28 protein-coding genes are annotated in these 22291 nt (G+C 61.2%); 11 read left to right on the top strand and 17 right to left on the bottom strand.

Features of this window, described 5'->3' with window-relative positions:
* Positions 1-61: 61 nt before the first annotated feature.
* Positions 62-658, top strand: a complete 597-nt coding sequence (locus tag HNR46_RS08020; protein WP_184017559.1) for a redoxin domain-containing protein — start codon at positions 62-64, stop codon at positions 656-658.
* Between the two features lie 93 nt (positions 659-751).
* Here the strand turns inward: HNR46_RS08020 and HNR46_RS08015 are convergent, their stop codons facing one another.
* Positions 752-1024: a hypothetical protein gene (locus HNR46_RS08015; RefSeq protein ID WP_184017557.1), complete on the bottom strand. Its 273-nt coding sequence runs from the start codon at positions 1022-1024 to the stop codon at positions 752-754.
* Positions 1025-1114: 90 nt separating this feature from the next.
* On the opposite strand from HNR46_RS08015, the gene HNR46_RS08010 reads away from it, so the two are divergent.
* Positions 1115-1327, top strand: a complete 213-nt coding sequence (locus HNR46_RS08010; protein WP_184017555.1) for a hypothetical protein — start codon at positions 1115-1117, stop codon at positions 1325-1327.
* A 380-nt stretch (positions 1328-1707) separates the two neighbouring features.
* Here the strand turns inward: HNR46_RS08010 and HNR46_RS08005 are convergent, their stop codons facing one another.
* From HNR46_RS08005 to HNR46_RS07995, 3 genes are all read right to left on the bottom strand, one after another.
* Positions 1708-2979, bottom strand: coding sequence for an adenylosuccinate synthase (locus HNR46_RS08005; RefSeq protein ID WP_184017553.1), 1272 nt, complete (start codon positions 2977-2979; stop codon positions 1708-1710).
* Positions 2980-3090: 111 nt separating this feature from the next.
* Positions 3091-4230 (bottom strand): glutamine-hydrolyzing carbamoyl-phosphate synthase small subunit, encoded by a 1140-nt coding sequence (gene carA, locus HNR46_RS08000; RefSeq protein WP_184017551.1) that lies wholly within the window; start codon positions 4228-4230, stop codon positions 3091-3093.
* Between the two features lie 117 nt (positions 4231-4347).
* Positions 4348-5181: a lysophospholipid acyltransferase family protein gene (locus HNR46_RS07995; protein ID WP_184017549.1), complete on the bottom strand. Its 834-nt coding sequence runs from the start codon at positions 5179-5181 to the stop codon at positions 4348-4350.
* 148 nt (positions 5182-5329) lie between these two features.
* Here HNR46_RS07995 and HNR46_RS07990 point away from each other — a divergent pair, with 148 nt between their 5' ends.
* Positions 5330-5752, top strand: a complete 423-nt coding sequence (locus HNR46_RS07990) for a 3-hydroxyacyl-ACP dehydratase FabZ family protein (protein WP_184017547.1) — start codon at positions 5330-5332, stop codon at positions 5750-5752.
* 14 nt (positions 5753-5766) lie between these two features.
* On the opposite strand, the gene HNR46_RS07985 is transcribed toward HNR46_RS07990, so the two are convergent.
* Positions 5767-7023, bottom strand: a complete 1257-nt coding sequence (locus tag HNR46_RS07985) for an AMP-binding protein (protein ID WP_184017545.1) — start codon at positions 7021-7023, stop codon at positions 5767-5769.
* A 69-nt stretch (positions 7024-7092) separates the two neighbouring features.
* On the opposite strand from HNR46_RS07985, the gene HNR46_RS21355 reads away from it, so the two are divergent.
* Both HNR46_RS21355 and HNR46_RS07975 read left to right on the top strand, forming a co-directional pair.
* A complete protein-coding gene (locus HNR46_RS21355) occupies positions 7093-8334 on the top strand; it encodes a beta-ketoacyl-[acyl-carrier-protein] synthase family protein (protein ID WP_343076025.1) in 1242 nt (413 codons plus the stop codon).
* Positions 8331-9359, top strand: coding sequence for a beta-ketoacyl-[acyl-carrier-protein] synthase family protein (locus HNR46_RS07975; RefSeq protein ID WP_184017543.1), 1029 nt, complete (start codon positions 8331-8333; stop codon positions 9357-9359). The genes HNR46_RS21355 and HNR46_RS07975 overlap by 4 nt, the downstream gene beginning before the upstream one ends.
* Before the next feature lie 4 nt (positions 9360-9363).
* Here HNR46_RS07975 and HNR46_RS07970 read toward each other — a convergent pair whose 3' ends face one another.
* Both HNR46_RS07970 and HNR46_RS07965 read right to left on the bottom strand, forming a co-directional pair.
* Positions 9364-10239: a M56 family metallopeptidase gene (locus HNR46_RS07970; RefSeq protein ID WP_184017541.1), complete on the bottom strand. Its 876-nt coding sequence runs from the start codon at positions 10237-10239 to the stop codon at positions 9364-9366.
* Complete coding sequence (locus HNR46_RS07965) at positions 10236-10619, bottom strand: BlaI/MecI/CopY family transcriptional regulator (RefSeq protein WP_184017539.1); 384 nt, start codon at positions 10617-10619, stop codon at positions 10236-10238. The genes HNR46_RS07970 and HNR46_RS07965 overlap by 4 nt, the downstream gene beginning before the upstream one ends.
* 104 nt (positions 10620-10723) lie before the next feature.
* On the opposite strand from HNR46_RS07965, the gene HNR46_RS07960 reads away from it, so the two are divergent.
* Positions 10724-11524 carry a hypothetical protein gene (locus tag HNR46_RS07960; protein ID WP_184017537.1) on the top strand — a complete coding sequence of 267 codons (801 nt, stop codon included), beginning with the start codon at positions 10724-10726 and terminating at the stop codon, positions 11522-11524.
* A 167-nt stretch (positions 11525-11691) separates the two neighbouring features.
* Positions 11692-12024, top strand: a complete 333-nt coding sequence (locus tag HNR46_RS07955; RefSeq protein WP_184017535.1) for a hypothetical protein — start codon at positions 11692-11694, stop codon at positions 12022-12024.
* Between the two features lie 16 nt (positions 12025-12040).
* Here the strand turns inward: HNR46_RS07955 and pyrE are convergent, their stop codons facing one another.
* From pyrE to rplU, 3 genes are all read right to left on the bottom strand, one after another.
* Positions 12041-12598 (bottom strand): orotate phosphoribosyltransferase, encoded by a 558-nt coding sequence (gene pyrE, locus HNR46_RS07950; protein ID WP_184017533.1) that lies wholly within the window; start codon positions 12596-12598, stop codon positions 12041-12043.
* 142 nt (positions 12599-12740) lie between these two features.
* A complete protein-coding gene (gene rpmA / locus HNR46_RS07945) occupies positions 12741-13001 on the bottom strand; it encodes a 50S ribosomal protein L27 (protein WP_184017531.1) in 261 nt (86 codons plus the stop codon).
* A gap of 35 nt (positions 13002-13036) precedes the next feature.
* Positions 13037-13345, bottom strand: a complete 309-nt coding sequence (gene rplU, locus HNR46_RS07940) for a 50S ribosomal protein L21 (RefSeq protein ID WP_184017529.1) — start codon at positions 13343-13345, stop codon at positions 13037-13039.
* A gap of 130 nt (positions 13346-13475) precedes the next feature.
* Here rplU and tsaE point away from each other — a divergent pair, with 130 nt between their 5' ends.
* Positions 13476-13883: a tRNA (adenosine(37)-N6)-threonylcarbamoyltransferase complex ATPase subunit type 1 TsaE gene (gene tsaE / locus HNR46_RS07935; RefSeq protein WP_343076024.1), complete on the top strand. Its 408-nt coding sequence runs from the start codon at positions 13476-13478 to the stop codon at positions 13881-13883.
* A gap of 7 nt (positions 13884-13890) precedes the next feature.
* On the opposite strand, the gene HNR46_RS07930 is transcribed toward tsaE, so the two are convergent.
* From HNR46_RS07930 to HNR46_RS07920, 3 genes are read right to left on the bottom strand one after another with little or no spacing between them, the layout of a single operon-like run.
* The gene (locus tag HNR46_RS07930) at positions 13891-14184 is read right to left on the bottom strand and encodes a hypothetical protein (protein ID WP_184017527.1); all 294 of its coding nucleotides are present in this window, start codon (positions 14182-14184) and stop codon (positions 13891-13893) included.
* A gap of 48 nt (positions 14185-14232) precedes the next feature.
* Positions 14233-14880, bottom strand: coding sequence for an SDR family NAD(P)-dependent oxidoreductase (locus tag HNR46_RS07925; RefSeq protein ID WP_184017526.1), 648 nt, complete (start codon positions 14878-14880; stop codon positions 14233-14235).
* A gap of 43 nt (positions 14881-14923) precedes the next feature.
* Complete coding sequence (locus HNR46_RS07920) at positions 14924-15457, bottom strand: tetratricopeptide repeat protein (protein ID WP_184017524.1); 534 nt, start codon at positions 15455-15457, stop codon at positions 14924-14926.
* A gap of 129 nt (positions 15458-15586) precedes the next feature.
* Here HNR46_RS07920 and ribD point away from each other — a divergent pair, with 129 nt between their 5' ends.
* Positions 15587-16636, top strand: coding sequence for a bifunctional diaminohydroxyphosphoribosylaminopyrimidine deaminase/5-amino-6-(5-phosphoribosylamino)uracil reductase RibD (gene ribD, locus HNR46_RS07915; protein ID WP_184017522.1), 1050 nt, complete (start codon positions 15587-15589; stop codon positions 16634-16636).
* 43 nt (positions 16637-16679) lie between these two features.
* On the opposite strand, the gene HNR46_RS07910 is transcribed toward ribD, so the two are convergent.
* The 4 genes from HNR46_RS07910 to lpdA all read right to left on the bottom strand — a co-directional run bounded on the left by HNR46_RS07910 (position 16680) and on the right by lpdA (position 20377).
* Positions 16680-17036, bottom strand: a complete 357-nt coding sequence (locus HNR46_RS07910; RefSeq protein WP_184017520.1) for a hypothetical protein — start codon at positions 17034-17036, stop codon at positions 16680-16682.
* A gap of 119 nt (positions 17037-17155) precedes the next feature.
* Positions 17156-18172: a DUF4339 domain-containing protein gene (locus tag HNR46_RS07905; RefSeq protein WP_184017518.1), complete on the bottom strand. Its 1017-nt coding sequence runs from the start codon at positions 18170-18172 to the stop codon at positions 17156-17158.
* 39 nt (positions 18173-18211) lie between these two features.
* On the bottom strand, positions 18212-18877 hold the full coding sequence (locus tag HNR46_RS07900) for a DUF4190 domain-containing protein (protein ID WP_184017516.1): 666 nt from the start codon (positions 18875-18877) through the stop codon (positions 18212-18214).
* Positions 18878-18994: 117 nt separating this feature from the next.
* Positions 18995-20377 (bottom strand): dihydrolipoyl dehydrogenase, encoded by a 1383-nt coding sequence (gene lpdA / locus HNR46_RS07895; RefSeq protein ID WP_184017514.1) that lies wholly within the window; start codon positions 20375-20377, stop codon positions 18995-18997.
* Between the two features lie 114 nt (positions 20378-20491).
* Here lpdA and HNR46_RS07890 point away from each other — a divergent pair, with 114 nt between their 5' ends.
* Entirely contained in the window at positions 20492-21397 is a 906-nt protein-coding gene (locus HNR46_RS07890; RefSeq protein WP_184017512.1) for a DMT family transporter, read from the top strand.
* Positions 21398-21626: 229 nt separating this feature from the next.
* Complete coding sequence (locus HNR46_RS07885; RefSeq protein ID WP_184017510.1) at positions 21627-22280, top strand: fasciclin domain-containing protein; 654 nt, start codon at positions 21627-21629, stop codon at positions 22278-22280.
* The last annotated feature ends 11 nt before the right edge of the window (positions 22281-22291 follow it).

Here is a 22291-nt window from a genome sequence, read left to right as displayed (position 1 = left end):
CCGTGGACAGCGGCTTACTCTTCGGCACGGTGCCATTTGTAGCTTCAAAACTGATTCCATCATGAAAACTCCCTTCTCCTTGGTCGCTTTAGCAGCGGCCGCCCTGTCCGTGGCTTCGGCCTTGGCCCTTGAGCCGGGTGAGAAAGCCCCGTCATTCACGCTCGAAAGTGCGAGCGGCAAGCAAGTTTCATTGGAGGACTACGCCGGGAAGACGGTGGTTCTCGAGTGGGTGAATTTCGACTGCCCGTTCGTGAAAAAGCACTACAGCAGTGGCAATATGCCGTCGCTGCAGGAGAAATACACCACCGAAGGTGTGGTGTGGTTGACGGTGCAGTCCGGCCCGGAAGGCAAGCTGCCATCGGCGAGCCAATTGGAGGAAAAGGCGGAGGCGGCGGGCAATAAGGCCACCGCGGTGCTGAGGGATCCTGCCGGTGTGGTGGGCAAAAGTTATGGTGCAGAAACCACTCCCCATCTGTTCGTGATCAACGATGAAGGGGAGATCGCTTACATGGGGGGCATTGATGACAAGCCCGACTTGAAGAAGGAGTCCTTGGAGACGGCGACGAATTATGTGGCGGCGGCTCTCGACTCCCTAGCCGAAGAAGAGGAAGTGGCCGTGAAGAAGGCCGCGCCGTATGGCTGCGGGGTGAAGTATTGAGAACCCCAAATTCGAGACTTCCAGGGCTTCAAGCGGTGGCTTGGAGCCCTTTTTCGTGCGGTGTGAGGGGTCGAGGCCGTGGCGGCGCAGAAATCAATCCTGATGGGGATTCTCGGCGACTTTGAGGCTCGGCGAGGTGGAGGCGTCGCTGTAGCGCAGGTTTTTCCCCGGGGGTCGGGAGGCGGCGTCGGAAAGGACTTCAGGAATGCGATAGTTGAGTTTCCGGAGGTCTTCCAGACCGATGGCCAAGCAGAGCCGGAGGATATCCGCCTGGGCCAGCCCAGTGCGTTCGGCGGCGATCCGAACGTGTTCAAGCGTTTCTGGGTCGAGACGAAGGGGGGCAGAGACTCGTTTGGGGCTGCTCATGGAGATGATGGAATAAAAAACTGAAATTCAGACAATTATGGATTGCAAGGCGTAGTCATATCGACTACATGGTCTCACGTAGGTCTAAAAATGAACTCCCCCCGAAACCCACTACTAGCGATTCGCGTTCCGTCAGAAATTGGCCGGAGGTTGGATGAGGCGTCGAAGAAGCTTGGCCTTGAAAAGGAGCAGGTTGGAAGCCTCGCGATCCAGAAAGGCATCGAACTGCTGCTTCGTCAGCTCAATTCGAATGCCGGAGAAGCTTTGGACTCCGAAAAGGGTTCGATTTCCACGCCGAGATGAGGGGGTGGATGGCAGGTAGGTTCGTTTCGGGAGGGCCGGGGTCTGGGAAGGGGATTCCTCAGGGAGCTCGGGCAGGATCGACAAGTTTTCGAGATTTTCAGCAGCTTGGCGGCCAGCGAAACCGCGACAACAGGGGCTTTTGCGAGTGCCCACCCCCGAATCGGGAGCGTCGACTTTTGGCAATAAGGTCGGCGTATGCTCGCAGGAGATTCTGGGATTTCGTTCCCCCCGGTGATCCGATGGCGGGTGCGATCGGAGGCCGAAGGGTCGTCGAGTTGCTGATTTTTTGAGGTTCTCTCTGAGAGTATCAGAGGGGGGGAGACCAAGCGGGCCGCTCGAGTGAGCGGCCCGTACTTTTTACGAAGGGAGTCGGAACTGGTTCAGGAAACGACCAGGGTTTGCGAGCGATCGGGGCCAACGCCGACGAATTGGATCGGGGTGTCGCAGAGCTCGGAAAGGCGCAGCAGGTAGGCCTTGGCGTTTTCGGGGAGTTCGGCGTAGTCGGTGCAGCCGCTCGTGTCGCTCATCCAACCGGGCAATTCCTCATAGATGGGAACGGCACGATCCCAAGCGTGGCGGTCGGCTGGGGCGAGATCGTGGCGGGTGCCATCGATTTCGTAGGCGACGCAAATTTGGAGGGTCTGATAGTTATCGAGCCCGTCGAGGTTGGTGACGGCGAGGCCGGTCGCTCCATTGACCATGCAACCTTGGCGAAGGAGGACGGCATCGAGCCAGCCGCAGCCACGTGGGCGGCCAGTGGTGGCGCCGAATTCACGCCCCAGGTCATGGAGGTACTGGGAGAGGCCCTCATCGACGGTGGGGAAGGGTCCTCCACCCACTCGGGTGGTGTAGGCCTTGCAGACGCCAACCACCTGATCGATCGCGGTGGGTGGGAGGCCCGAACCGGTGCAGCACCCGCCGGCGGTGGTGTTGGAGGAGGTGACGAAGGGATAGGTGCCGAAATCGATGTCGAGCAGAGTGCCCTGGGCCCCTTCGAAGAGGATGTTGCGACCGGCTTTCCAGGCGTCGTGAAGGACGGGGATGGTGTTGGAGATGTGGGGCCGGAGGCGTTCGAAAGCTTTGTAGATTTCGTCGGCCTGTTGAGTGGCGTCGAAGGTCGGCAGGTCGAAGCGGGCAAGGACTTCGTTGGCATCGGCGGTGCGCAGGGCGATCATTTCACGGGCGTAGGCCTCGTCGAGCAGATCGGCCACACGGAGGCCGCAGCGGTTGATTTTGTCGGCGTAGGTGGGGCCGATGCCACGCTTGGTGGTGCCGATTTTGCGATCTCCAAGGGCGGCTTCCCGGGCTGCGTCGAGCTCCTTGTGGAGGGGCAGTACGACGTGGGCGCGGTCGGAGATGAGCAGTTTCTCCGGGGTGATGGCGACGCCTTGAGCCTCGATGCGGGCGATTTCGGCGACGAGACCGATGGGGTCGAGCACCACGCCGTTGCCGATGACGTTGGTTTTTCCGTCCCAGAGGATGCCGGAAGGGAGAAGGTGAAGGATGTATTTGGTGCCCCGGGCGATGACGGTGTGGCCCGCGTTGTTGCCTCCCTGGCCGCGGACGACGACGTCAGCGGACTCAGTGAGGTAATCGACGATCTTGCCTTTGCCTTCGTCTCCCCATTGGAGACCGGTGACGATGGTGTTCATGAAAATGGAAGGGAATCACCGCCAAGGGACCAGGGAGACGCGGAGCGGAAATCTCGGTGACCGCGTGTGCGCCCCTGGGTCATCTGGGCGTCTTCGTGGCGATTCAGTGGATCACTTGGTGGAGTCGATCAATGCAGCGAATTCGTCGAAGAAGTAGCTGGCGTCGTGAGGGCCGGGAGCGGCTTCCGGGTGGTATTGGACGCTGAAGACGGGATGTTCTTTGTGTCGAATGCCTTCGACGGTGTCGTCGTTCAGGTTGATGTGCGTGACCTCGATGTTGGAGGGCAGCTTGGAGTCATCGACGGCAAACCCGTGGTTCTGCGAGGTGATGGAGATTTTCCCGGTGCGGAGGTCCTTGACGGGCTGGTTGCCGCCGCGGTGACCGAATTTGAGTTTGTAGGTGGAGCCGCCGAAGACGTGACCGAGGATTTGGTTGCCGAGGCAGATGCCAAAGATCGGGGTTTTACCGACGAGTTGTTTCACTTCGTCGTGGATGTAGCCGAGGGCGGCTGGGTCTCCCGGGCCATTGGAGAGAAAGACCCCATCGGGTTTGCGGGCAAGGACGTCGGCTGCAGAGGTGCGGGCATTGACGACTTCGACTTCGAAGCCCGCTTGGCGGAGGCGGCGAAGGATGTTGTATTTGATCCCGAAGTCGTAGGCGACGATGCGGTGTTTGACGGGGGGGAGCTCCAGCCAATTTCCTTCGACGCCCGTGACGGTGTTGGGCAGGGCGAAGCGCCGGCTGTCCTGCTCCCAGGTGTAGCCTTCGGTGGTGGAGACTTCTTTGACGAAGTCCGAACCTTCCATGGGGGGGGCATTTTGTGCCGTCGCCAAGGCTTCGCTTTCGGAAAGTTCGGTGGTGAGGCAGGCGCGCATGGCACCGGCGGAACGCAGGTGCTTGGTGAGGGCGCGGGTGTCGACCCATTCGATGCCGAGGATGCCGTGTTCGGTGAAATACTCGGCCAAGGTTTGGCGGGAGCGGTAGTTGGAGGCGATCGGGGAGAGTTCTCCGATGACGAATCCACGGACGTGAGGTTCGGAGGACTCGGTGTCCTCGGGATTGACCCCGTAGTTTCCGATCTGCGGGTAGGTCATGGTCACGATCTGTCCGCGATAGGACGGATCGGTGATGACCTCCTGGTAGCCGGTCATCGAGGTATTGAAGCAAATTTCGCCGGTCGTAGTGCCGGGTTTTCCGAATGCGCGGCCTTGGAAAAGGCGGCCGTCTTCAAGGGCGAGGATGGCTTTCATGAGACACGTCTGGTCGCGCCTCCGGCGGGTCCGGTGCGCGCGGCGGGGGAGGGTAGGGGCGGGCGCGGCGGCTTGTCGAATGCGGAATGTGAGGAAAATCAGCGGGGTGCCCGGATTTCATTCTGCAACCTGCCGCCGCAGCTTGTGGGGGCGGGAAAGGTGGGCCTGGTATTCGGCTTCGAGGCGTTGGGTGAAGTCCTTGGCGGATTCTCCCTCCTGGGGGCTTTGCTCCTCACCCAGTTCAAAACTCATGCGGATGGGGAACTCGGGGCGTTTCCAGAGGGGCCATCCTTTTTCAAGAAAGCGGGTGTTGCTGCGGATGTAGATGGGCAGCACGGGCACTTGGGCGTGGCGGGCGATGAGGGCGCATCCACCTTTGAGAGGGTTGATCCAGCGGGCATCGTGACGGGTTCGGGTGCCTTCGGGAAAGAGTAGCAGCTGGCCGCCACGGGTGAGGGCTTCCGAAGCCTCGCGGACGAGTCGGGAGGAAGATCCGTTCGGGATGTAGCCTGCCAGCCGGGCTCCGCCGCCCAGGAAGGGATTGCAGAGGATGGATTCCTTCATGATGCAGATCGGCTGGGGCAGGCAGGCGATCACGAACACGGCGTCCCATAGGGAGGTGTGATTGGGCGCAATGATGACGGGATCGCGCCGCTGGCGAAGCGGTTTGAGGGAGTCCAAATCGGCATAGACGAGCCCGGTCAGTCGCAGGTAGCGGACAAAAATGCGGAATGCGCGATGAAGCAAGGAGCGTCCGAGGACCTCGGCCTTTCGTTTGGGGAGGGCGAGGCAGAGGGGCAGGGCTGCCAGCGTGAAGAGCAGCCCAAAGATGCCCCAATAGGCGAAGGCTCCCGTCGCGGCCAAGGTTTCAAGAGGCCACCAAAGCCACGACCGTGCCGGCGCAGGGAGGGCGCTCGCATCGGTCAAAACGGAGGGGTCAGCGGGAGGCATGGCGGAGCGTTTCAAACATAATGTGTGCCGTTGCCCGGGGCCAAGCATGGATTCTGACGTTTTTGGCAGCCGGATGAGGTTGAGAGGCTTGAGGACGGGGGAAAAGTTAGGGATTTCCCCGGTGGCGATTCTTGGTCATGGCTCGGTCATGTCTGCGCTTGATGCCCTTCCCCACGGTCCGGAGTTTCGTTTTGTTGACAGCTTGGTGGAGCTGGATGGGGGGAAATCGGCGCGAGGTCGCTACACGGTGCGCGGTGATGAAGCCTTCTTGGCGGGGCATTTTCCGGGGAATCCGGTGATGCCGGGAGTGATTTTGGTGGAGGCGATTGCTCAGCTCGGTGGGGTGGCTGCGCAAAGTGACCCTGAGCAGGCGGAGGTGGAGGGTTTGTTGCTGACGGGGATTCGTGGGGCCAAAATTCTTGGAGCGGCGGTCCCGGGGGAGGTGCTGGAGATTTCGGCGGTGGTCGAAGGTCGGCTCGGACCGATGATTCAGGTCGCGGGGGAGGTGAAGGTGGGAGACCGGGTGCTGGCGACAGCGAAGGTGCAGTTGGCGGGGCGAACCCCGCCATGAGATGCCGGAGGAGATCAGGTCGGATCGCTGCCGGTTTCGGGGTGGTGACGTGCGCGGAGAGCTGCCCGGGTGAGTGAGAAATCGCTCGGCTGATCGCTGGTGAACCAATGTCGCGGGATTTCCCAGCCCGCGAGGGCGCTGGAAACGGCGCGCCGGAGGGCGGCCACGTCGGTGTGAGAGGGGACGAGTGCGGCGACTTCTTCGACGCGTTCGGGATCGGAGCTGGGCAGTCCGAAGACCCGAACGTGAGAGGTGAGGCCGGTGGCCTGAAGGGCGCCTTCGATGCGGCCGGGGCCGAGTTTGCGGCCGGCGACGTTGATGTGTTCGCCACCGCGGGCATCGAGGATCAATCGCCCCGAGGTGAGGTGCCCGTGGTCGGGGGTGAGGAAGTTGCCGTTGCCGAGTTTTTCTCCGGGGCGTGGATGATCGTAGCCGATGGCGACGGAAGGGCTGGTGATGTGGAATCGATCGTCGTCGGACAGGGTGACTTGGACTCCGGGCAGTGGGGTTCCGAGATCCCCTGCATGGCTGCGGGGCTGAGAGCTGGTATCGAAGGAGATGCCGCCCGCTTCGGAGGTGCCGTAAAAATTCCGGAGTTTGAGTTGATGGCGATCCCAGATGCTTTGTTCGAGTTCGAGGGCGAGGGGGGCACCGGCGGAGAGGGCGAGGGCGATGGGTGCCTGCTCAAGGATTCCGGAACGATGCCACGCCCGCCACATCGAGGGCACGGCGGGGAGGACGACTTGAGGGTGGGCTTTCCAGGCTGCCGCGACGACGGCGGGAAAAGGAACTTCGACGGTTTGCAGGGGGATTCCGTGCAGGAGCAGGGGGAGGATGATGGAGGAGTAGCCGTAGGAATGGGTCAGGGAGACGGTGGCGAGGTTGGGCAGGTGGCGGGCGAGTCCCATGCCTTCGACGAGGGCGTCGGCATCGGCAGCCAATTGCTCGGCGGTGAACCAGACGCCCCGGGGGCGGCCGTCGTTGCCTGGAGTGAGTTTGACGTGGGCGACCTGTGAGGGCAGGGAATCGAGTTCGGGCAAGGCTCCGTCTTTGCGTTCAACGGGGACGACAGGCTGGCCATCCCGCCATCCGCGCAGGGTGGCGAGGACGATCTCGAGGGCCGATCCGGTGGCGAGAACGGGTGCGCTGGCCAGGGGTTGGGTGGCGAGGGCGGCGGCGAGATCGGCGAAAGTCAGCACGGCCTCGCCATGGAAAATGGCGGGCTGATCCCGGAAATGGGTGAGGGTCTGGTGCCAGCGGGGAAGCAGCATTTGACAAGTTCGATGGGGGTTGCCTAGCTGCCGCAGCTGGCATTGGGCCAGTGAGAAAACTCGGAAATCGTGGCTTACCTTCCCCATCAGCCCCGCCTCTCCTCGACCCGACCTGTGGTGATCACGGGTGCGGGCATTCATACCTCCATGGGTGCGGGATTCGTCGAAAATGCGGATGGCTTTCGGGCGGGGCGCACGGCCTTTCGAGAGGTGGATCTGTTTGATGTGTCGCGTCAACGGGTTGGCAGTGCCGGGCAGGCGGCGATGCCGGAGCAGCCGACGGGTCGGAGTGGGATGGGTCGGGAGTGGGAGCGTTGGGACCGAGGTACCCGGATGGCGTGGGCGGCTGCTCGGGAGGCATTGAGCCAAGCTGGGATTCGTGGGGAGATGCCGGTATGTGTGGGCACTTCGGCGGGAGCGATGCCGATTGGTGAGGATTATTATCGAGCGGCGCTTGAGGGCACCCGACGGGGTCAATGGAGCCGGGTGGAGACGTATCAGCCGCAACGTCAGATGACGCGGATGATGGCGAGTCTGGGGATTGGGGGACCGTTGAGAATCATATCGAATGCATGTGCTTCTGGGGCGAATGCGATCGGTCAGGCGTTTCATTTGGTGCGCGAGGGTCGGGCGGAACGTGTGTTGGCGGGGGGGTATGATGGTTTGGCGCAGATGGTGTTTGCGGGTTTCGATTCTTTGCAGGCCTTGTCGCCGAGTGGAATTCCCCGGCCGTTTGATGCGCAGCGCGATGGTTTGGCGATTGGGGAGGGTGCGGGATTTGTGGTGGTGGAGAGTCTTGAGTCGGCTCGAGCTCGCGGTGCGCAGGTTTTGGGAACGTTGCTGGGGTACGGTGCGGCGACGGACATTCATCATTTGACGCAGCCGCATCCCGATGGAGACGCGGCCTTGATCACGATGACGGCGGCCACCCGCATGGCGGGATTGGAGCCGGAGCAAATTGACTACATCAATTCTCACGGCACGGGCACTCCTTTGAACGATGTTGCGGAGGCCCATGCCGTGGCGCGTTGGGCGGGCGAGTCGGTTTCCGAGGTTCGTCTGAGTTCGACGAAGTCGTCGATTGGGCACTTGCTTGGAGGAGCCGGGGCGGTGGAGGCGGTGATTTGCCTGATGGCTCTCCAGGGGCAGTGGTTGCCTGCCAATGTGAATGTCCGAGAAGTGGATCCGGTGGTGAAGTTTGATTTGGTGCGTGAGCCTCGCGAGGCGGAGGTGCGGTATGCGTTGACGAATTCGTTCGGGTTCGGCGGCGCGAATGCGACGTTGATTTTGGGGAGGGAGGTGGAGCGATGAAGGCTCTGACGATTGGTGGTGTCGGCGTGGTGTCGCCTGCGGGGTGGGGGCTTGCGGCGCTGCGGGAGTTCCTGGCTCGTGATGAGGCGGTGGTTCCGGAGTTTCTGGAGCGGACGACTTCGGCGGGAGATGTGATCCGCACGCCGATGGCGAGGGTGCCAGCGCTCGCGGATCGGGCGTTGCTCCCGAAGTTGGCGCGATTGCGGCGGGCCAGTTCGGTGGGGAAATTCGCAGCGGCGGCGGCGCTTGAAGCGCTCGGCCCTGAACGGAAAGCGGAAATCGAGGCGGGCCAGCTGCGGCTCGGCGTGATCTGCTCGATGATGAATGGCTGCGTGAACTACTCGAATCGCTTTTACGGTGAGGTGCTGGCGGATCCTGCGGTGGCGAGCCCGATTTTGTTTCCGGAGACGGTCTACAATGCACCGGCGAGCCACCTTTCGGCGATGGTCCAGTGCACGGCGCCGAATGATACGATCATTGGTGATGGTGCGGAGGTTTTCCTGGCACTTGATCTCGCGGCCGAATGGTTGGAGCGAGGAGATGCGGATGCCGTGCTGGTGGTGGCACCAGAGGAGGCGGACTGGCTGAGTGCCGAAGCTCTGGGCTACTATGATCGGCGGATTTTACCCGGAGAAGGGGCCGCAGCGGTGCTGCTGGAGAAAGACGGAGCGGGTCCCCGGTTGGCAGCAGTGCCGGATGGGGTGAGCTATGCTTTGGAGCCGGATCGGACGCGGGCGCTGAAGCGGCTGTGGTCGCAATTGAGTGCTGTGGATGATGGCTTCACGGTGTGGGCCGATGGTCGAGTAGGAGTTCCCCGATTGGATGCTGCGGAGGATTCGGTGCCATGGTGCGGTCCGCGGATTTCCACCCGGCTGATGCTTGGTGAGGCGATGGGGGCCTCGGCTGCGATTCAATTGGTGGCGGCGGTGGATGCGCTTCAGCAAGGGGTCTATCGCCAAGCGGTCGTGACGTCAGTGGGGGGAAATCAAGGGGTCGGGGGTTGCCGGTTGGTGGCGGCTGAGTGAGGGATCAGTTTCCGGGAAAGGGATCGGCCGCAAGGCGTAGAGTGGCTTCGGGCGCGATCTGGGATGCCAGCGGTTCCGCTGGACGGATGATCGCGATGCCGACGGCGAGGAGCCCGATGGCCGCGAGAAGGAGCGCGGTAGCGCGTGGCGGAACTCCATGAGGTGGGTGAAGTAGGCGCTGCACACGACCGTGAAGAAGGCTGGATTCGGCAAGCGCAACTGCGGGGGCGGGAGTGGGCCGGGCGGCGGCGAGATCGCACAGGACGGACGCATAGGTTCTCGCTGGAATACCGGAATGGACGACGCTGGCATCGCAGGCAAATTCTGCGGCGTGGCGTTGACAGCGTGCCAGCCACCAGACGAGGGGGTTGAACCAATGGACGGCACAGGTCATTTCCGCGATGAGTCGCCATAGGGGATCGCGGCGTTGGAGGTGGGCCAGTTCATGGGCCAGAACGATTTGCTGCTGAGTGGGGGTCCACGCATTCCAGGCGGTAGGAACCAAGATGACGGGCCGGAATACACCTGCAGCCACGGGACCGGAGAGGGTGGAGCAGGTTCGGAGTTCGACTTGAAGGCCGTTTGCGAGGACGAGGCTTTTGAGTAGCAAGGAGCTCTTCTTCAAGCGGGCGAGTGCATGCATGGAAAAGGCAAGTCGGAGGAGCAGAAGAAAGGTTCCCACGAGGAGAATGGGAGTGAGGGAGACCGAGGGACGGGCGCCTGGCGTGGGCGGAAGGATGTCCCACTTGGGCAGGAGGGTGAGCCAAGGCATGGCGAGGAGCAGACCCAGGGCGACCCCACTCAATCGTGGTTCGCGGCGTCCCAAGATCGCGACCAGCACGCTGGCGATGAGGGAAAATGCCAGTGTGGAAGCGATCATTTTGGGTCGGGCTCGTCGATGAGGCGGCGGATTTTCTCGATCTCTTCAGGAGGAAGTTGTTGGTCCGAGGGATCGAGAAGGGCGGCGACCAGTTTCTCAGGCCGCCCCTCGAAGAAGGTGGTGAGGAGTGTTTTGAGGGCGGACCGTTTGGCCTTCGTTTCGGAGATGGCAGGTCGGTAGAGATAGCGGCGGGAGTCCTTGCGATGGGTAAGAAGGTTCTTCTCGACCATGGTGGAGAGCAGGGCGCGAACCGCCGAGTAAGTCGGCGGGTCTGGAATGGCTTCGAGGATTTCTTGGGCGCTGGCTTCTCCCAATCGATAGAGGATGTCCATGACCTGGCGTTCTCGCCGGGCCAGACGGCTGTCCTTCGCTTCGCTCATCGGCTCTCATCCTAGCGGGTGCTGGAAAAACTGCAATTCTTATGCTGGAAAAACAGCATTCACGGCTTGACTCGGAGGTTGTGAAGTGCTGGTTTTCCAGCATCATGAATGGATTTGCGGAAGTATGGAGTTGGAGAAGAGTGCTGGCTGGAGCGGGAGTCTGGGTTCTGGCGGCGTGCACGACGGTTGTGCCCTCATCTCCACCTGAGGTGGCATTGAGTTCTCCTGTGCCGAGAGTGGGAGTGGATCGAGATGCTCAGCTTGAACGCCCTGAAGATCGTCCGGGTTTGGCGACGGGTTTTGGCGAGAGGGTGAGGGATCCTTTGCAAAAAGGTTCGTTCGTAAGGAGCGCGCGCCAACCTGCGGGGACGGGGAAGGTTTTCTACAATGATGCGGAAGGGATCAAAGCGATGGCGGGATATCGGTGGAAGACCGCTTCCGTGATGCAGGTGGCAGGAGGGATGGTGGAATGGGGGATCAAGGGTTGGGGCGGCTATTGGCCTTGCTACCGGCAAGGTCAGGAGACGTTCGTGGAAGGGAAGCCGGGTCGGAGTTATTCGATCACGGTCAAGAATCGGTGTCGGAGCCGGGTGGAGGTGGTGTTGAGTGTCGATGGTCTTGATGTGATCGACGGCAAACCCGCTGCGTTTTCCAAGCGGGGATATGTGATTTCGCCGGGAGAAACTCTGGAAGTGAAGGGGTGGCGGACCAGTTGGAACACCGTGGCAAGATTTGAATTCTCAAGTGTGGGTGATTCGTATGCGAACCAGCGCCATGGGGATGCCCGCAATGTGGGGGTATTTGGGATCGCGGTGTTCGGTGAGAAGGGAGTGGACCCTTGGAAGTGGATGCCTCAGGTGGTCAAGGGGCGGAAGGATGCGCGAGCGTTCGCATCCGAGTTGTAAAGTATCGACAGGATGGTGAGTCACTGTTGATCATCGAGTTGCCAATGAATCCTCCGAGAAAAATACAGTTGTCGTTCCTCTGTTCCGCCGATTGGGAATCGATGCAAGGAGATGAGCGGAAGAGGTTTTGTGCTCACTGTCAAAAGGACGTTTACGATCTGAGTGCGATGACTCGTGAGGAGGGCGAGCGATGTCTTTCCGGAGAGACGCTGCCGTGTGTGCGCTTCCAGCAGCGAAGCGACGGAACGGTGGTTTTTTCAGACGATGGAGAGAGGAGTCTGATGGTCCGGAAGGTGCCGGGCTGGGCAACTGCCGGATGGGTGGTGAGTGGGGCGATGGCTTTGGCTGCTTGTCAAAGCCCGCCTCCGGCTCGGATGGGCTCGCCGATGAGTTCCAAGTTTGAACAGGGAGACGAGCCACCGCCTCCCGTCGTCACGCTCGCAGGGATCCCTGCGACACCGATGCCCGAGGAGCCTTCGGAAGCCTCCGAGGGACCGTGATCAGCAGTGGTCTGGTTTAGAGCAGCGTGCTGCGGCTGAAGAGGGAAACCACGGGAATGCCCCGGGCTTCGATGGCTTGGCGGCCGCCTTCTTCACGGTCGACGAGCACGAGAGCAAAGGCGACTTTGCCTCCCTCTCGCTCGATGGCATCAATGGCTTTGAGGGTGGAGCCGCCGGTGGTGATTACGTCGTCGACGACGATCACGGTGTCGCCGGCCTGGAAGTTGCCTTCGATCTGTTTGCCTTGTCCGTGGCCTTTGGGTTCTTTGCGGACCGTAAAGACTTGGAGGGCCTCCGTGGGGTGATTGCGGGCAGAGGTCATGCCCACGGCGAGAGAAATGGGGTCGGCGCCCATGGTCATGCCGCCGATGGCCTGAATGGATCGTCCCTCGGTCTGGATCTTTTCGCGAACAGCAGCCCAGCCGAGTTCGCCAACGAGGTTGGCGCCGACGGGATCCAGGGTGGTGACGCGGCAATCGATGTAGAGATCGGACGTTTTCCCGGAGGCGAGGGTGAAGGTGCCGGTGCGGACGGATTTGGAAAGGAGGATGGCTTTGAGGTCGGCGGCGGACATGGCGGGAGGTTGGAGTGTGGCTTGACCGGTGCCAAGTGATCAGTGCGGGCAATCGACTGGGAGAAGGGGAGCCCAGAGTGGGCACGAAAAAGCCGCCTCTCCACAAGGGATGGCGGCTTTCGGGAAATCGTAGGGAGGCGGCTTAGTTGGCGGCCACTTCGTAGGGCATCACGTTCACGCGGGAACCGTTGCGGTCGAAGAAGACGCGACCTTCGATGCCGGCGTGGATGGTGTAGTCCTTACCCATGAAGACGTTTTTGCCGGGGTGCCACTTGGTGCCACGCTGGCGCAGGATGATGTTGCCGGGGATGACAGCTTCACCGCCGAACTTTTTCACGCCGAGGCGCTTCGAGCGGGAGTCGCGTCCGTTTTTGACGGAGCCTTGTCCTTTTTTATGGGCCATGAGTCGGAGAGGGTGGGAGTTTCAGGTGCGGTGGATCAACCAATTGAGTTGATCTCAATCTTGGTGAGAGCGCGGCGGAAGCCCTTGGTCTTGTGGAAGCCCTTGCGGCGCTTGAACTTGAAGGCGATGCCCTTGGGTCCGCGGAAGTTACCCAGCACGGTTGCGGTGACGGTGGTGCCGTCCACGGCAGGGGTGCCGATCTTGATGTCAGCACCTTCGCCCACGAGGATGGGGGCGAACTCAAGCTTGGTGCCTTCGTCAACGTTGAGGTTTTCGACGTCGAGTTTGTCGCCTGCTTGAACGCGGTACTGCTTACCGCCGGTTTTGATCACTGCGTAGGCCATGGCCGTGGGAAAAGTTGATGGTGAGTCCCGCTGATCCGCGGGCGGGCGGGGAGGACAGCACAGGGCTTTCTCAGCGGCAAGGGAATTTTTTGAGTTCGACGTCGGTTCCTTTGCAGGTTTTTTCGGGATTGTGGAACGACAAGTCGCCGATGAGGCCGCCATGATGGCCTTGGGAGAAGAGCTGGCCGCCGGATTTGAAGGGGGCGAGGTGATTGCGTTGGTGGGAGGATTGGGCGCAGGGAAAACCCATCTGACGAAAGGTTTTGCGTCCGGATTGGGCTGCACAGCGGAGGCGACGAGCCCCACTTTTGCCTTGTTGCATGAGTACCCAGGTGGACGTTTGCGACTGGCGCATCTGGACTTTTACCGGATGGAGTCGGCCGAGGAGTTGCTGGCGATTGGTTGGGACGAACTGCTGGATGAGGGCGGTGTGGTGGTGGCCGAATGGGCGGACCGGTTTCCGGAATTGATGCCAAAAGAAACCCGCTGGCTTCGGATCGAGGCAGCGGGTGAAGGAGGCCGGAAAGTTTCGGGCTGAGAGCGGCTCAGTTGAATGAGCGAGTGATCGCGTCCATGAGTCGGCTCAGGGTGCCTTGGCTGCGCTGAACGGTCGCGGGAGCGTTCGAGTAGGTGCGAGAGGCGACTTGCTGAGCTTGTCCTGGGAACGATGAGGTGGTGCGGTAGGCGGTGGTCGCGGCGCTGGCGGACAGTTGGCCCGAATTGTTCAGCGTGCGGTTCGCGGCGTAGGCCGTCCGGTTCGCCGATTGGACGGTACGGGCGGCGGTGCTGCAGGAAGCGACGGCGAGCGTCAGCAGCAGGACGGGAGCGAGGGTTTTCATGGGCCCGGAGGTTAGGGGTCGTGGCGGCGGGGTCAATCCGGCATTTCCTCAACCGGGGCGGGAATCGAGCTGAAACAGTTGCCCGGAGGTATGAGGGAGGTGGCGATGAAGGTGGACGAGAAAATCTGCCACCACTTCGGGTGTGTTGAGTCGTCCGAGGGTATGGTGGGAAAGGACTGCCTCGCGGTGATCGGGGGAGACCCCGGAGGTCATGGGTGTGTCCATGAATCCAGGGAGGATGACATTGACCCGGATTTGTGCAGGACCCCACTCGCGGGCAAGGGAGAGGGCGAGACCGTGCAACGCGGCTTTGGAAGCCGAGTAGGCGGCCTGGCCAGGGGCCGGGTGGGCGACCGCGTGGCTGGAAAGAAGGATGAGGTGGCCACGGCGAGCCCGAATCATCGAGCGGGCGACGGCACGGGCGCAGCGGAAGGCGCCGTGCAGATTGACCTCGAAGGTTTCGTCCCAATTCGTGATCGATGTGCGGGCAAGCAGGGTGTGCTGGGCTTCGCCGGCTTGGAGAACGAGGAGATCGGGGGCAGGACGTTGGGCAAAATAGGCGTCCACCGATGGCGTGGAGCTCACATCGAGTTGGTCTCGCCCGGGTGCCTCGACTGCATCGCCGAGAGCAGAAAACGCCCCGGCGATGGAGTGGGCAAGGCGACCTTGGCCGCCGGTGATACAGATCCGTTCCATCCGCCGACAAGCTTTGAGGGATGCCGGCGGCTGGCAAGCTTGCTTACTGTCCAGCGGGAACGATCACAGTGGCGTATTCGTCGTAGCGGATTTTGGCTCCTGCCTGATCCAAGGCATATTGGAGAACCATGTTGGCGGGGACGTTCTTGAGTTGCAGTGAGATTTCTTTGGCCCCGAGTTTCCCCGTGCTGTCTTGGACGTTGAGATTGGGGGTGATGGCCTTGTCCTTGCCAAGGGTCTTGGTGGACTCCGCTTCAATCATGGCGTTCAGGGCGGTGAGGACGTCGCTGAGAGGAGCTTCTTCGAAGCGCACTTCAGGGAGCCGGACGGAGGCGAGTTCGGCCTCTTTCTTCTTCGCCCGCATTTGTGGAGCCGCCTGTTTGAGGCGTCCTAACTGGTAGCGGGCGTAAGGATGCTGGGGATTGAGTTTGAGGGTTTCGTTGAAGGCCTTGCTGGCAGCATCAACATCATTGGTTTGCAGCGCTTCGACTCCCCGGCGGTAGGCGTCGGCGGCGTCATCCGCCATGGCGGGAAGGGTGGCGAGGACCAAAGTGGCGATGAAGATTGAGGGTTTCATGGAATCCATTGAGTTGCGTTCAAACCGGGAAATCACATCCTTTCCCAGTATCTAAAAACATGGATCCAATCGAGTCGGGATTCAATCTCGGAGTTGCGAGTGAGCCCGCAAATCTCCATGGAAAGAGGCATGGAGGCCGATGAACACTGGATGAGGAGGGCATTGGAAGAAGCTCAGAAGGGAATGGGGCGCACGGCACCAAATCCTCCGGTGGGGGCGGTGATTGTGAAGGACGGGGAGGAATTGGGTGCTGGATGGCATCGCCGAGCGGGGCTTCCCCATGCGGAGCGGGAGGCGTTGGCAGATGCGCGGCGCCGGGGAAACGAGGAAAAGCTGCGTGGAGCGACGATTTATGTGACCTTGGAACCCTGCTCGACGCAGGGTCGCACGCCTCCCTGTGTGGATGGCATTTTGGAGGCAGGTCTGCGGCGGGTCGTGTATGCGGCCATGGATCCCAATCCACGACATGCAGGTCGCGCAAATCGAGTGTTAGGTGCCGCCGGTGTGGAAGTGACTTCGGGTGTGATGGAAGAGGAGGCGAAGCGTTGGATTCGACCTTTTCGCAAGGCGATGTTGACGGGGCTTCCGTGGGTTATCTGGAAGACGGCGATGAGTTTGGATGCCCGATTGACGCGTCCTCCCGGGGAAGGGATGTGGCTGACTGGTCCGGAATCGCGGCAAAAAGTTCAGGCATTGCGTGCCGAGGTGCAGGCGATTGTGACGAGCGGCGCGACAGTACGGGCGGATCGCCCGCGTTTGGATTTACGGGACCCATCGTATTTGGAGGGTCGTGAAACGCCCTGGAGGGTGGTGGCGACGGAAGATCCACTTTCCTTGCCTGCGGATGCGCCATTGTTCACGGATGCATGGCGGGACCGAACGTTGGTGGTGCCGCGGGGGAATCCGGAGAAGATGCTTCGGGACTTGGTGGAGGAGCGTGGAGTTCACAGCGTGCTCCTCGAATGTGGTGGAAGAATGGCGGGAAGTTGGATGGATGCCGGACTGATCGACGAGGTGGTGGCATTCATGGCTCCCATGTTGACAGGAGGAGCGGTTCCTCCGTTAGAGGGCAAAGGTTTTGACGAAGGCTGTGCGCTCGACGAGGTCGTGTTCGAGCGATTCGGATCGGATGTGATGATGAGGGCTCGAGTCGCCAAGAGGGGAGAGGCCGGAAAATAGACGGGCCGGTCCGCAGGGGAGCCGGCCCGATGATGGAGCACGATTAGCGGTGCCAAGGAGGCACAGGAACTGGGACCGGCACCGGAATGGGGAGTCGGGTGTTGTGGCTTACCCGGACGACGGTTCGAGAACGGTTGGGTTGTTGGTATTCGATGCGATGGGGCCGCGGGGGCGGGCAAACGGGGCGGCACTGGTGGGCGACCGGGATGCGGCGAGTGCGGAAGACCGGATGACCACAGGAATCGTAGAAGGCGACGTAGCGCTCGGCATACACGGGGCATCCACAAGAAGTACGATGGGATACGTAGCGGTGGGAGCGGGAGTTTCCGTGGGCCTCGGCAGTGGTGGCGGCACCCAACAGAATGGAAGAGAGAGTCAACAGATGAAGGAGTCTTTTCATGATATTCGAAGGAGTTCCTGATTCGCTTTCTTCGACCGTGGGTTGGTGAGAACTATTCATCCGAAAACGAAAAAACCGCACCGGGTTGCCCGGTGCGGTGAGAAGGAGGATCGGGTGGATCAAGCGTGTGCTGGCGGCTGGAGGACTGCTGGTCCGTATTGCAACCAGCGATACGCCACGAGCCCCGCGAGCCAGACGATGGGGTAGGCAAAAATGAGTCCAACCAGGAGCGCGATCACTCCCGCGATGACGATGAGGAATGACAGTAGTCCTAATCCAAAGAGGTTCAAACGATTCCCTTCGGTGATTTTCGAGCTGTAGCCAAAGGCGTCGGCGATGCTGAGGTCTCGGTCGACAATGGCACTATGGTACTGGCCAAGCCGTAGTGCCAGGTAGATGCCGGGAACGATGAAAAGCACTAACCCGATGGCGACCATGATTCCATATAGGAAGCCCGCTACCAAGGCGCGGATGAGTTTGGAAGATTCTCCGAACATCATGGAGATTTCCACGGGCCGACTATCGACGATGTTGAGACCAATGCGGGTGATGCCGAGACCCAGGAACACTGAAAAGACGTGGGAGACGATTTCCAGAAGCCAGTGGACGATTTGGGCTGCAGGTGGAGCCTGTTGAGAGAGGGTGGTGGACCCGGTGCTGATTTCGGCAAAGGTGTCTCCCGAAGATCCCATGCCCAGAATGGCAGTGATCGTTGTTTGAAGGATCCCAAACCCGATGATGAGACCGAGGTAGATGGCGCCGACGGCAATGATGGTTCCGAAGGACCGCTTGGTCAGTTGGAAGGCGTGCGAGATGCAGGCACCGACTTCCAATTGGCTGCTTCCTGGGGGGATCTCCACCCAAGGAGCCGTTGCGGTAGGGGTGCCGGCCGCGATGCCCGCTTCTCCCACTGAGTAGGGGTTGTGGGCGGGTTCGGGAGAGGGGAAGGGCGTGGGGGATGGTCGAGCCCAGATGAGTTCCGGGATTTCGCAAGGGCGCATCCATTGAGCCATGCCTTCCTTCCAGACGAGGTCGGCAAGGGGATCGAGTTCGCCAGCTCGGGCGAGGCGTTCGAGTTCCGGCTCCGGGACTGGCCCAAATTGTTTCCCGCTACGGGCGTAGTACCAGGGATTCATGGGTAAGGAGACTGAGGTTGTGGGAAGAAGAAGGCCCGATTAGGGCTGCTTGGACTCTTCGTGTTGCTCGAGGAATTGTTGTTGGCGTTCCAATTGACGCGCGAATTCCTCGCGCAGGTTTTCAGGAATGATTTCCTGCCCGCGGATTTGATCGGGTGTCTGGGTGGCAATCCAGATGCCGAAGGCGGCGGAAAGGGCCGCGAGGAGGGCCGAAAGGTATCCGAGGATGAGACCGACGGTCGCGAGGCCCTTGCCTTGCCGTTCTGCGGGAAGAGCCCGGATCTGGGAATGGGCCATGTGACCGGTGATGATCGCTGCGACCGCGATGGGGAGGGAAAGGAACCAGAGAATGCAGGTAAAGAAGCCACAGAGCCCGCAGACGAGGGAGGCGATGGCGAGGCCGGAGGTGGTGGCCACCGGAGAAGTCGAGCCAGCCGAGGGGGCTGGAGGGGAGACGGGGGCCTGATAGGGCGAGGCGACTTCTTGAGCCGGAGGAGCCGGGGTCGCGGGTACTTCTGGCGGTGCAGCCGGTTCGCCAAAGGGAAGGTCATCGACGGTGACGGCGGGTTGCCAGTCGGGCATGCCCTCCCGCCACACGAGGTCTTTTTCCGGATCAAATTCGCCGACGGAGGCGAGTCGGGAGAGTTCGGAGACCGGAACCGGGCCCTTTTGTTGTCCGTCGTGCGAGTAATACCATTGGCTCATGGAGCGGATGTAATCGCAGCGCGGTTGTTTCGGCAAGCCCCCGCCGCGCGGCAAAAAACGCCCGCCGGGCGAACCGGCGGGCGTTGATGAAAAAGGCGGAAGGATCAGAGATCCAGATCAGAAGTGGATCGCGTGGCCTTCGGCGGCGAGGGTCGCCTCGTGAATGACCTCGCTCATGGTCGGGTGAGCGTGGATGGTCGAGTGGATCTCCTCGGCGGTGAGTTCTTGATCGAGCGCCAAGCCCATTTCGGCGATGAGTTCGGTGGCGTTGTCACCGATGATGTGAGCTCCCAGCAGTTCGCCATGTTTTTTGCCGTAGAGCAATTTGGCGAAGCCGTCGGGTTCTCCAGCGGCGATGGCCTTACCGATGGCCATGAAGGGGATTTTGCCGACGGTGTATTCGATGCCTTCTTCCTTCAGGGCACGCTCGGTTTTGCCCACTGAGGCGACCTGTGGGTGGCAGTAGGTGCAGCCGGGGAAATTACCGACCTTGCGGACCTTGTGACCCTCAACGAACAGGCCTTCGACGCACTGGATGGCTTCAAAGGAGGCGGTGTGGGCGAGGAGCGGAGGACCGGTCACATCGCCAATGGCGTAGACGCCGGAGATGGAGGTTTCGTAGCGGTCGCCGACTTGGATGAATCCGCGATCGGTGAGGGCCGGTTGTTCGCCACCCGGCAGAACTGGCTGGACGCCGATGGCGACGAGGCAGACATCCGCTTTCAAGGTGCCATTTTCCTTGGCTCCTTCCACGGTGATTTCGACGTGGGTGCCTTTGTCAGCCGTAGCGGTGACCTTGTGGTTGGCGAGGCATCGAATGCCTTGCTTGGTAAAGGACTTTTCGAGTGCTTCGCCGATTTCGGTGTCTTCGACGGGGACCATGGTGGGGGCCATTTCAACCACCGTGACCTTGGTGCCGAAGGCATTGTAGATGTAGGCGAATTCCACTCCGATCGCGCCGGCGCCGATGATGATCATGCTTTCCGGCTGCTTTTCGAGGACCATGGCCTCCTTGGAGCTGATGACCGACGTGCCGTTGAAGGGCAGGGGCGGCAGCTGGCGGGACTTGGCACCGGTGGCGATGATGATGTGCTTCGCCTCGGCTTGGGTCTTGGTGCCATCCGCAGCGGTGACTTCCACTTTCCCGGGGGCCGTCACGGCGCCGAGGCCGCGCACGTAGTCGATGCCGTTCTTTTTGAAGAGGAATTCGATGCCACCGGCGAGGCGGTCAGAGACCTTGCGGGAGCGACCGACGACGGATGACCAATCGTAGCTGAGGTTGTCGAAGGAGAATCCAAACTCTTTCGCTCGGTGGGAAAGGGTGTGGTAAAGCTCGGCATTTTTCAGCAGGGCCTTGGTGGGGATGCAGCCCCAATTGAGGCACGTACCCCCTGCGCGATCGGCCTCAACGCAGGCGACTTTTTTTCCGAGCTGGGCGGCGCGGATCGCGGCGACGTAGCCGCCGGGTCCTCCTCCAATGACGATGAGATCGTAAGCCATGACAGAAATGCTTCTTGGTTCGTTGCGGGCGGAGGTTGGGCGGGAAATGCCGCGGGTGGAAGCGGAAATCGGGAAGTCTTGCGGGATTCGATCTGCTCACCAAAGTTCCGCGGCGTGGAGGGAGACCATCGATGGTTCAAGGTGCTGCCGGCGACGATGTTTTGTGCGGCGCTGTGGGGCAGTGCGTTTCCGAGCATCAAAACGGTCTATGCGATCTGGGAGAAGCAGGGCATTGAGGTGGGGTTACCGGAGTATTGGTGGTTTGCCGGGGTCCGGTTTTCGTTGGCGGGTTTGATGCTGTGGCTGGTCGCGCGGAAGCCATGGACGGAGGTGAAGGCAACGCCGAAGCGGTGGTTGTGGGGGTTCACGCTCACGCAGACCTATGGTCAGTATTTGATGTTTTATTTTGCGGTGGCGATCGCGAGTGGGAGTTTGGCGGGATTGTTGGCGGGGACGGGAAGTTTTTGGTGGATGTTGTTGGCTCCCCTTATGACGGGGGCTCCGTGGCCGAGCCGTAGGCAGTGGCTGGCGATCGGGATCGGAGGCACGGGCATCGCGCTGGCGACGGCCGCGCCGGGAGCGGGCGCTGGGCAACCGGTTCTGGGTGCGCTATTGATGGTGGGAGCGACCGGGATGGGCGCGGTGGGCATTCTCCAATTTGGGAAAATGAAGGGCACGATCGGTGCCCGTGCCGCCACCGGGTTCTCCTTGGGAGTGGGTGGGCTGATGCTGTTGGCGACAGGTGGCTCGACCTTTGCCCGGGCGGGTGAATTGATGTCGCCTCCGGTGATCGGGCTGACCTGTTGGCTGGCTTTTGTTTCGGCGGCGGCTTTCGGGTTGTGGAATCATTTGTCGACGCGGCATCCGGTGCCGTTGTTGGCGGGTTACCGGTTTTTGATTCCGCTGTGTGGAATGGCGGAGTCGCTGATCTTTTTGAAGGGAGAAAGCGCTGGCTGGGGCCTGGTGGTGGGGGCGGTGCTCGTGCTGGGTTCGTTGGTGATGGCACAGCGCTGGAAGTGACCCAGCGGTGCGATCTGCACGATGAGGCGCCCGACTTGCAATGAAAGCGGCCGGGAAAGGCGGCTCGTTACCTGATACGGTTTGGGCCGTAGGTGATTTAAGGTCAGGGGGATTTCAGTGGTAGAGACGGTTTGGGAACGAGACCTGCGGAGTGAAGGCAACGGCCGATGGTCCTCTGGGTTCGAATTCTCCGAAGCCGCCGGACCCCGCCACCAACTCCTATTTTACGATGAAGACGATCCCTGTTCTCAGCCTGATGAGTATCTGGGCCGTGGTCGTGCCGTCCACGGTGCAGGCGCAAGTGAACCGACCTTTTGGCAATCCTGCCCAACGCTCTCAAGTGGAGCGGACGGAGGAGCCGATGCCGGTATCGACCGAGTTCCGCAGCCGCATGCCGGTGAGCTTGGGCGTTCCGGGCAAATCTCTGTTCGACCGAGTGATGCCCGAGAACTTCGACAGCAGCCAGACTGTGGGTGTCAACTTGGGAGAATCGTCCGAGTTCCAGATCTTTCACCGGGCCCTGAAGGTGGCGGGATTGGAAGGGGTTCTCGATCGCAAGGGGCCGTATACGGTGTTTGCTCCGACGGATGAAGCTTTCCGGCAGTTGCCTGATGGGGTTCTCGCAGAGTGGTTTGAGCCTTCGCATCGTGCGACTTTGCGCCGCATCTTGTTGGGTCACGTTGTTTCCGGGAAGACGATGAGTTCTGATTTCCGTTCGGAGGTGGTGTCGACCAGCGCGGGCACGACCTTGTCGATCGCCGTCGGGCAGGGAGCCGTGATGGTGAACGAAGCGACCCTTGAGGAAACCGACCACGAGGCCAGCAACGGGGTGGTGCATGCCGTCAATACGGTGATCATTCCCGAGGTGCGCCCTGGCCAGTGAGGGTGCGCATT

Origin of the sequence: Haloferula luteola, assembly GCF_014201715.1 — a bacterium.
Lineage (GTDB): Bacteria > Verrucomicrobiota > Verrucomicrobiia > Verrucomicrobiales > Akkermansiaceae > Haloferula > Haloferula luteola.
The sequence above is the reverse complement of the archived record's forward strand: the minus strand, read 5'-3'. Positions and strand labels throughout refer to the sequence as shown.

Excerpts from the sequence above, each read along its gene's own strand:
- HNR46_RS08020 (WP_184017559.1), top strand. The coding sequence starts at position 62 with ATGAAAACTCCCTTCTCCTTGGTCGCTTTAGCAGCGGCCGCCCTGTCC.
- HNR46_RS08015 (WP_184017557.1), bottom strand. The coding sequence starts at position 1,024 with ATGAGCAGCCCCAAACGAGTCTCTGCCCCCCTTCGTCTCGACCCAGAA.
- HNR46_RS08010 (WP_184017555.1), top strand. The coding sequence starts at position 1,115 with ATGAACTCCCCCCGAAACCCACTACTAGCGATTCGCGTTCCGTCAGAA.
- HNR46_RS08005 (WP_184017553.1), bottom strand. The coding sequence starts at position 2,979 with ATGAACACCATCGTCACCGGTCTCCAATGGGGAGACGAAGGCAAAGGC.
- carA (WP_184017551.1), bottom strand. The coding sequence starts at position 4,230 with ATGAAAGCCATCCTCGCCCTTGAAGACGGCCGCCTTTTCCAAGGCCGC.
- HNR46_RS07995 (WP_184017549.1), bottom strand. The coding sequence starts at position 5,181 with ATGCCTCCCGCTGACCCCTCCGTTTTGACCGATGCGAGCGCCCTCCCT.
- HNR46_RS07990 (WP_184017547.1), top strand. The coding sequence starts at position 5,330 with ATGTCTGCGCTTGATGCCCTTCCCCACGGTCCGGAGTTTCGTTTTGTT.
- HNR46_RS07985 (WP_184017545.1), bottom strand. The coding sequence starts at position 7,023 with ATGCTGCTTCCCCGCTGGCACCAGACCCTCACCCATTTCCGGGATCAG.
- HNR46_RS07975 (WP_184017543.1), top strand. The coding sequence starts at position 8,331 with ATGAAGGCTCTGACGATTGGTGGTGTCGGCGTGGTGTCGCCTGCGGGG.
- HNR46_RS07970 (WP_184017541.1), bottom strand. The coding sequence starts at position 10,239 with ATGATCGCTTCCACACTGGCATTTTCCCTCATCGCCAGCGTGCTGGTC.
- HNR46_RS07965 (WP_184017539.1), bottom strand. The coding sequence starts at position 10,619 with ATGAGCGAAGCGAAGGACAGCCGTCTGGCCCGGCGAGAACGCCAGGTC.
- HNR46_RS07960 (WP_184017537.1), top strand. The coding sequence starts at position 10,724 with ATGAATGGATTTGCGGAAGTATGGAGTTGGAGAAGAGTGCTGGCTGGA.
- HNR46_RS07955 (WP_184017535.1), top strand. The coding sequence starts at position 11,692 with ATGACTCGTGAGGAGGGCGAGCGATGTCTTTCCGGAGAGACGCTGCCG.
- pyrE (WP_184017533.1), bottom strand. The coding sequence starts at position 12,598 with ATGTCCGCCGCCGACCTCAAAGCCATCCTCCTTTCCAAATCCGTCCGC.
- rpmA (WP_184017531.1), bottom strand. The coding sequence starts at position 13,001 with ATGGCCCATAAAAAAGGACAAGGCTCCGTCAAAAACGGACGCGACTCC.
- rplU (WP_184017529.1), bottom strand. The coding sequence starts at position 13,345 with ATGGCCTACGCAGTGATCAAAACCGGCGGTAAGCAGTACCGCGTTCAA.
- HNR46_RS07930 (WP_184017527.1), bottom strand. The coding sequence starts at position 14,184 with ATGAAAACCCTCGCTCCCGTCCTGCTGCTGACGCTCGCCGTCGCTTCC.
- HNR46_RS07925 (WP_184017526.1), bottom strand. The coding sequence starts at position 14,880 with ATGGAACGGATCTGTATCACCGGCGGCCAAGGTCGCCTTGCCCACTCC.
- HNR46_RS07920 (WP_184017524.1), bottom strand. The coding sequence starts at position 15,457 with ATGAAACCCTCAATCTTCATCGCCACTTTGGTCCTCGCCACCCTTCCC.
- ribD (WP_184017522.1), top strand. The coding sequence starts at position 15,587 with ATGGAGGCCGATGAACACTGGATGAGGAGGGCATTGGAAGAAGCTCAG.
- HNR46_RS07910 (WP_184017520.1), bottom strand. The coding sequence starts at position 17,036 with ATGAAAAGACTCCTTCATCTGTTGACTCTCTCTTCCATTCTGTTGGGT.
- HNR46_RS07905 (WP_184017518.1), bottom strand. The coding sequence starts at position 18,172 with ATGAATCCCTGGTACTACGCCCGTAGCGGGAAACAATTTGGGCCAGTC.
- HNR46_RS07900 (WP_184017516.1), bottom strand. The coding sequence starts at position 18,877 with ATGAGCCAATGGTATTACTCGCACGACGGACAACAAAAGGGCCCGGTT.
- lpdA (WP_184017514.1), bottom strand. The coding sequence starts at position 20,377 with ATGGCTTACGATCTCATCGTCATTGGAGGAGGACCCGGCGGCTACGTC.
- HNR46_RS07885 (WP_184017510.1), top strand. The coding sequence starts at position 21,627 with ATGAAGACGATCCCTGTTCTCAGCCTGATGAGTATCTGGGCCGTGGTC.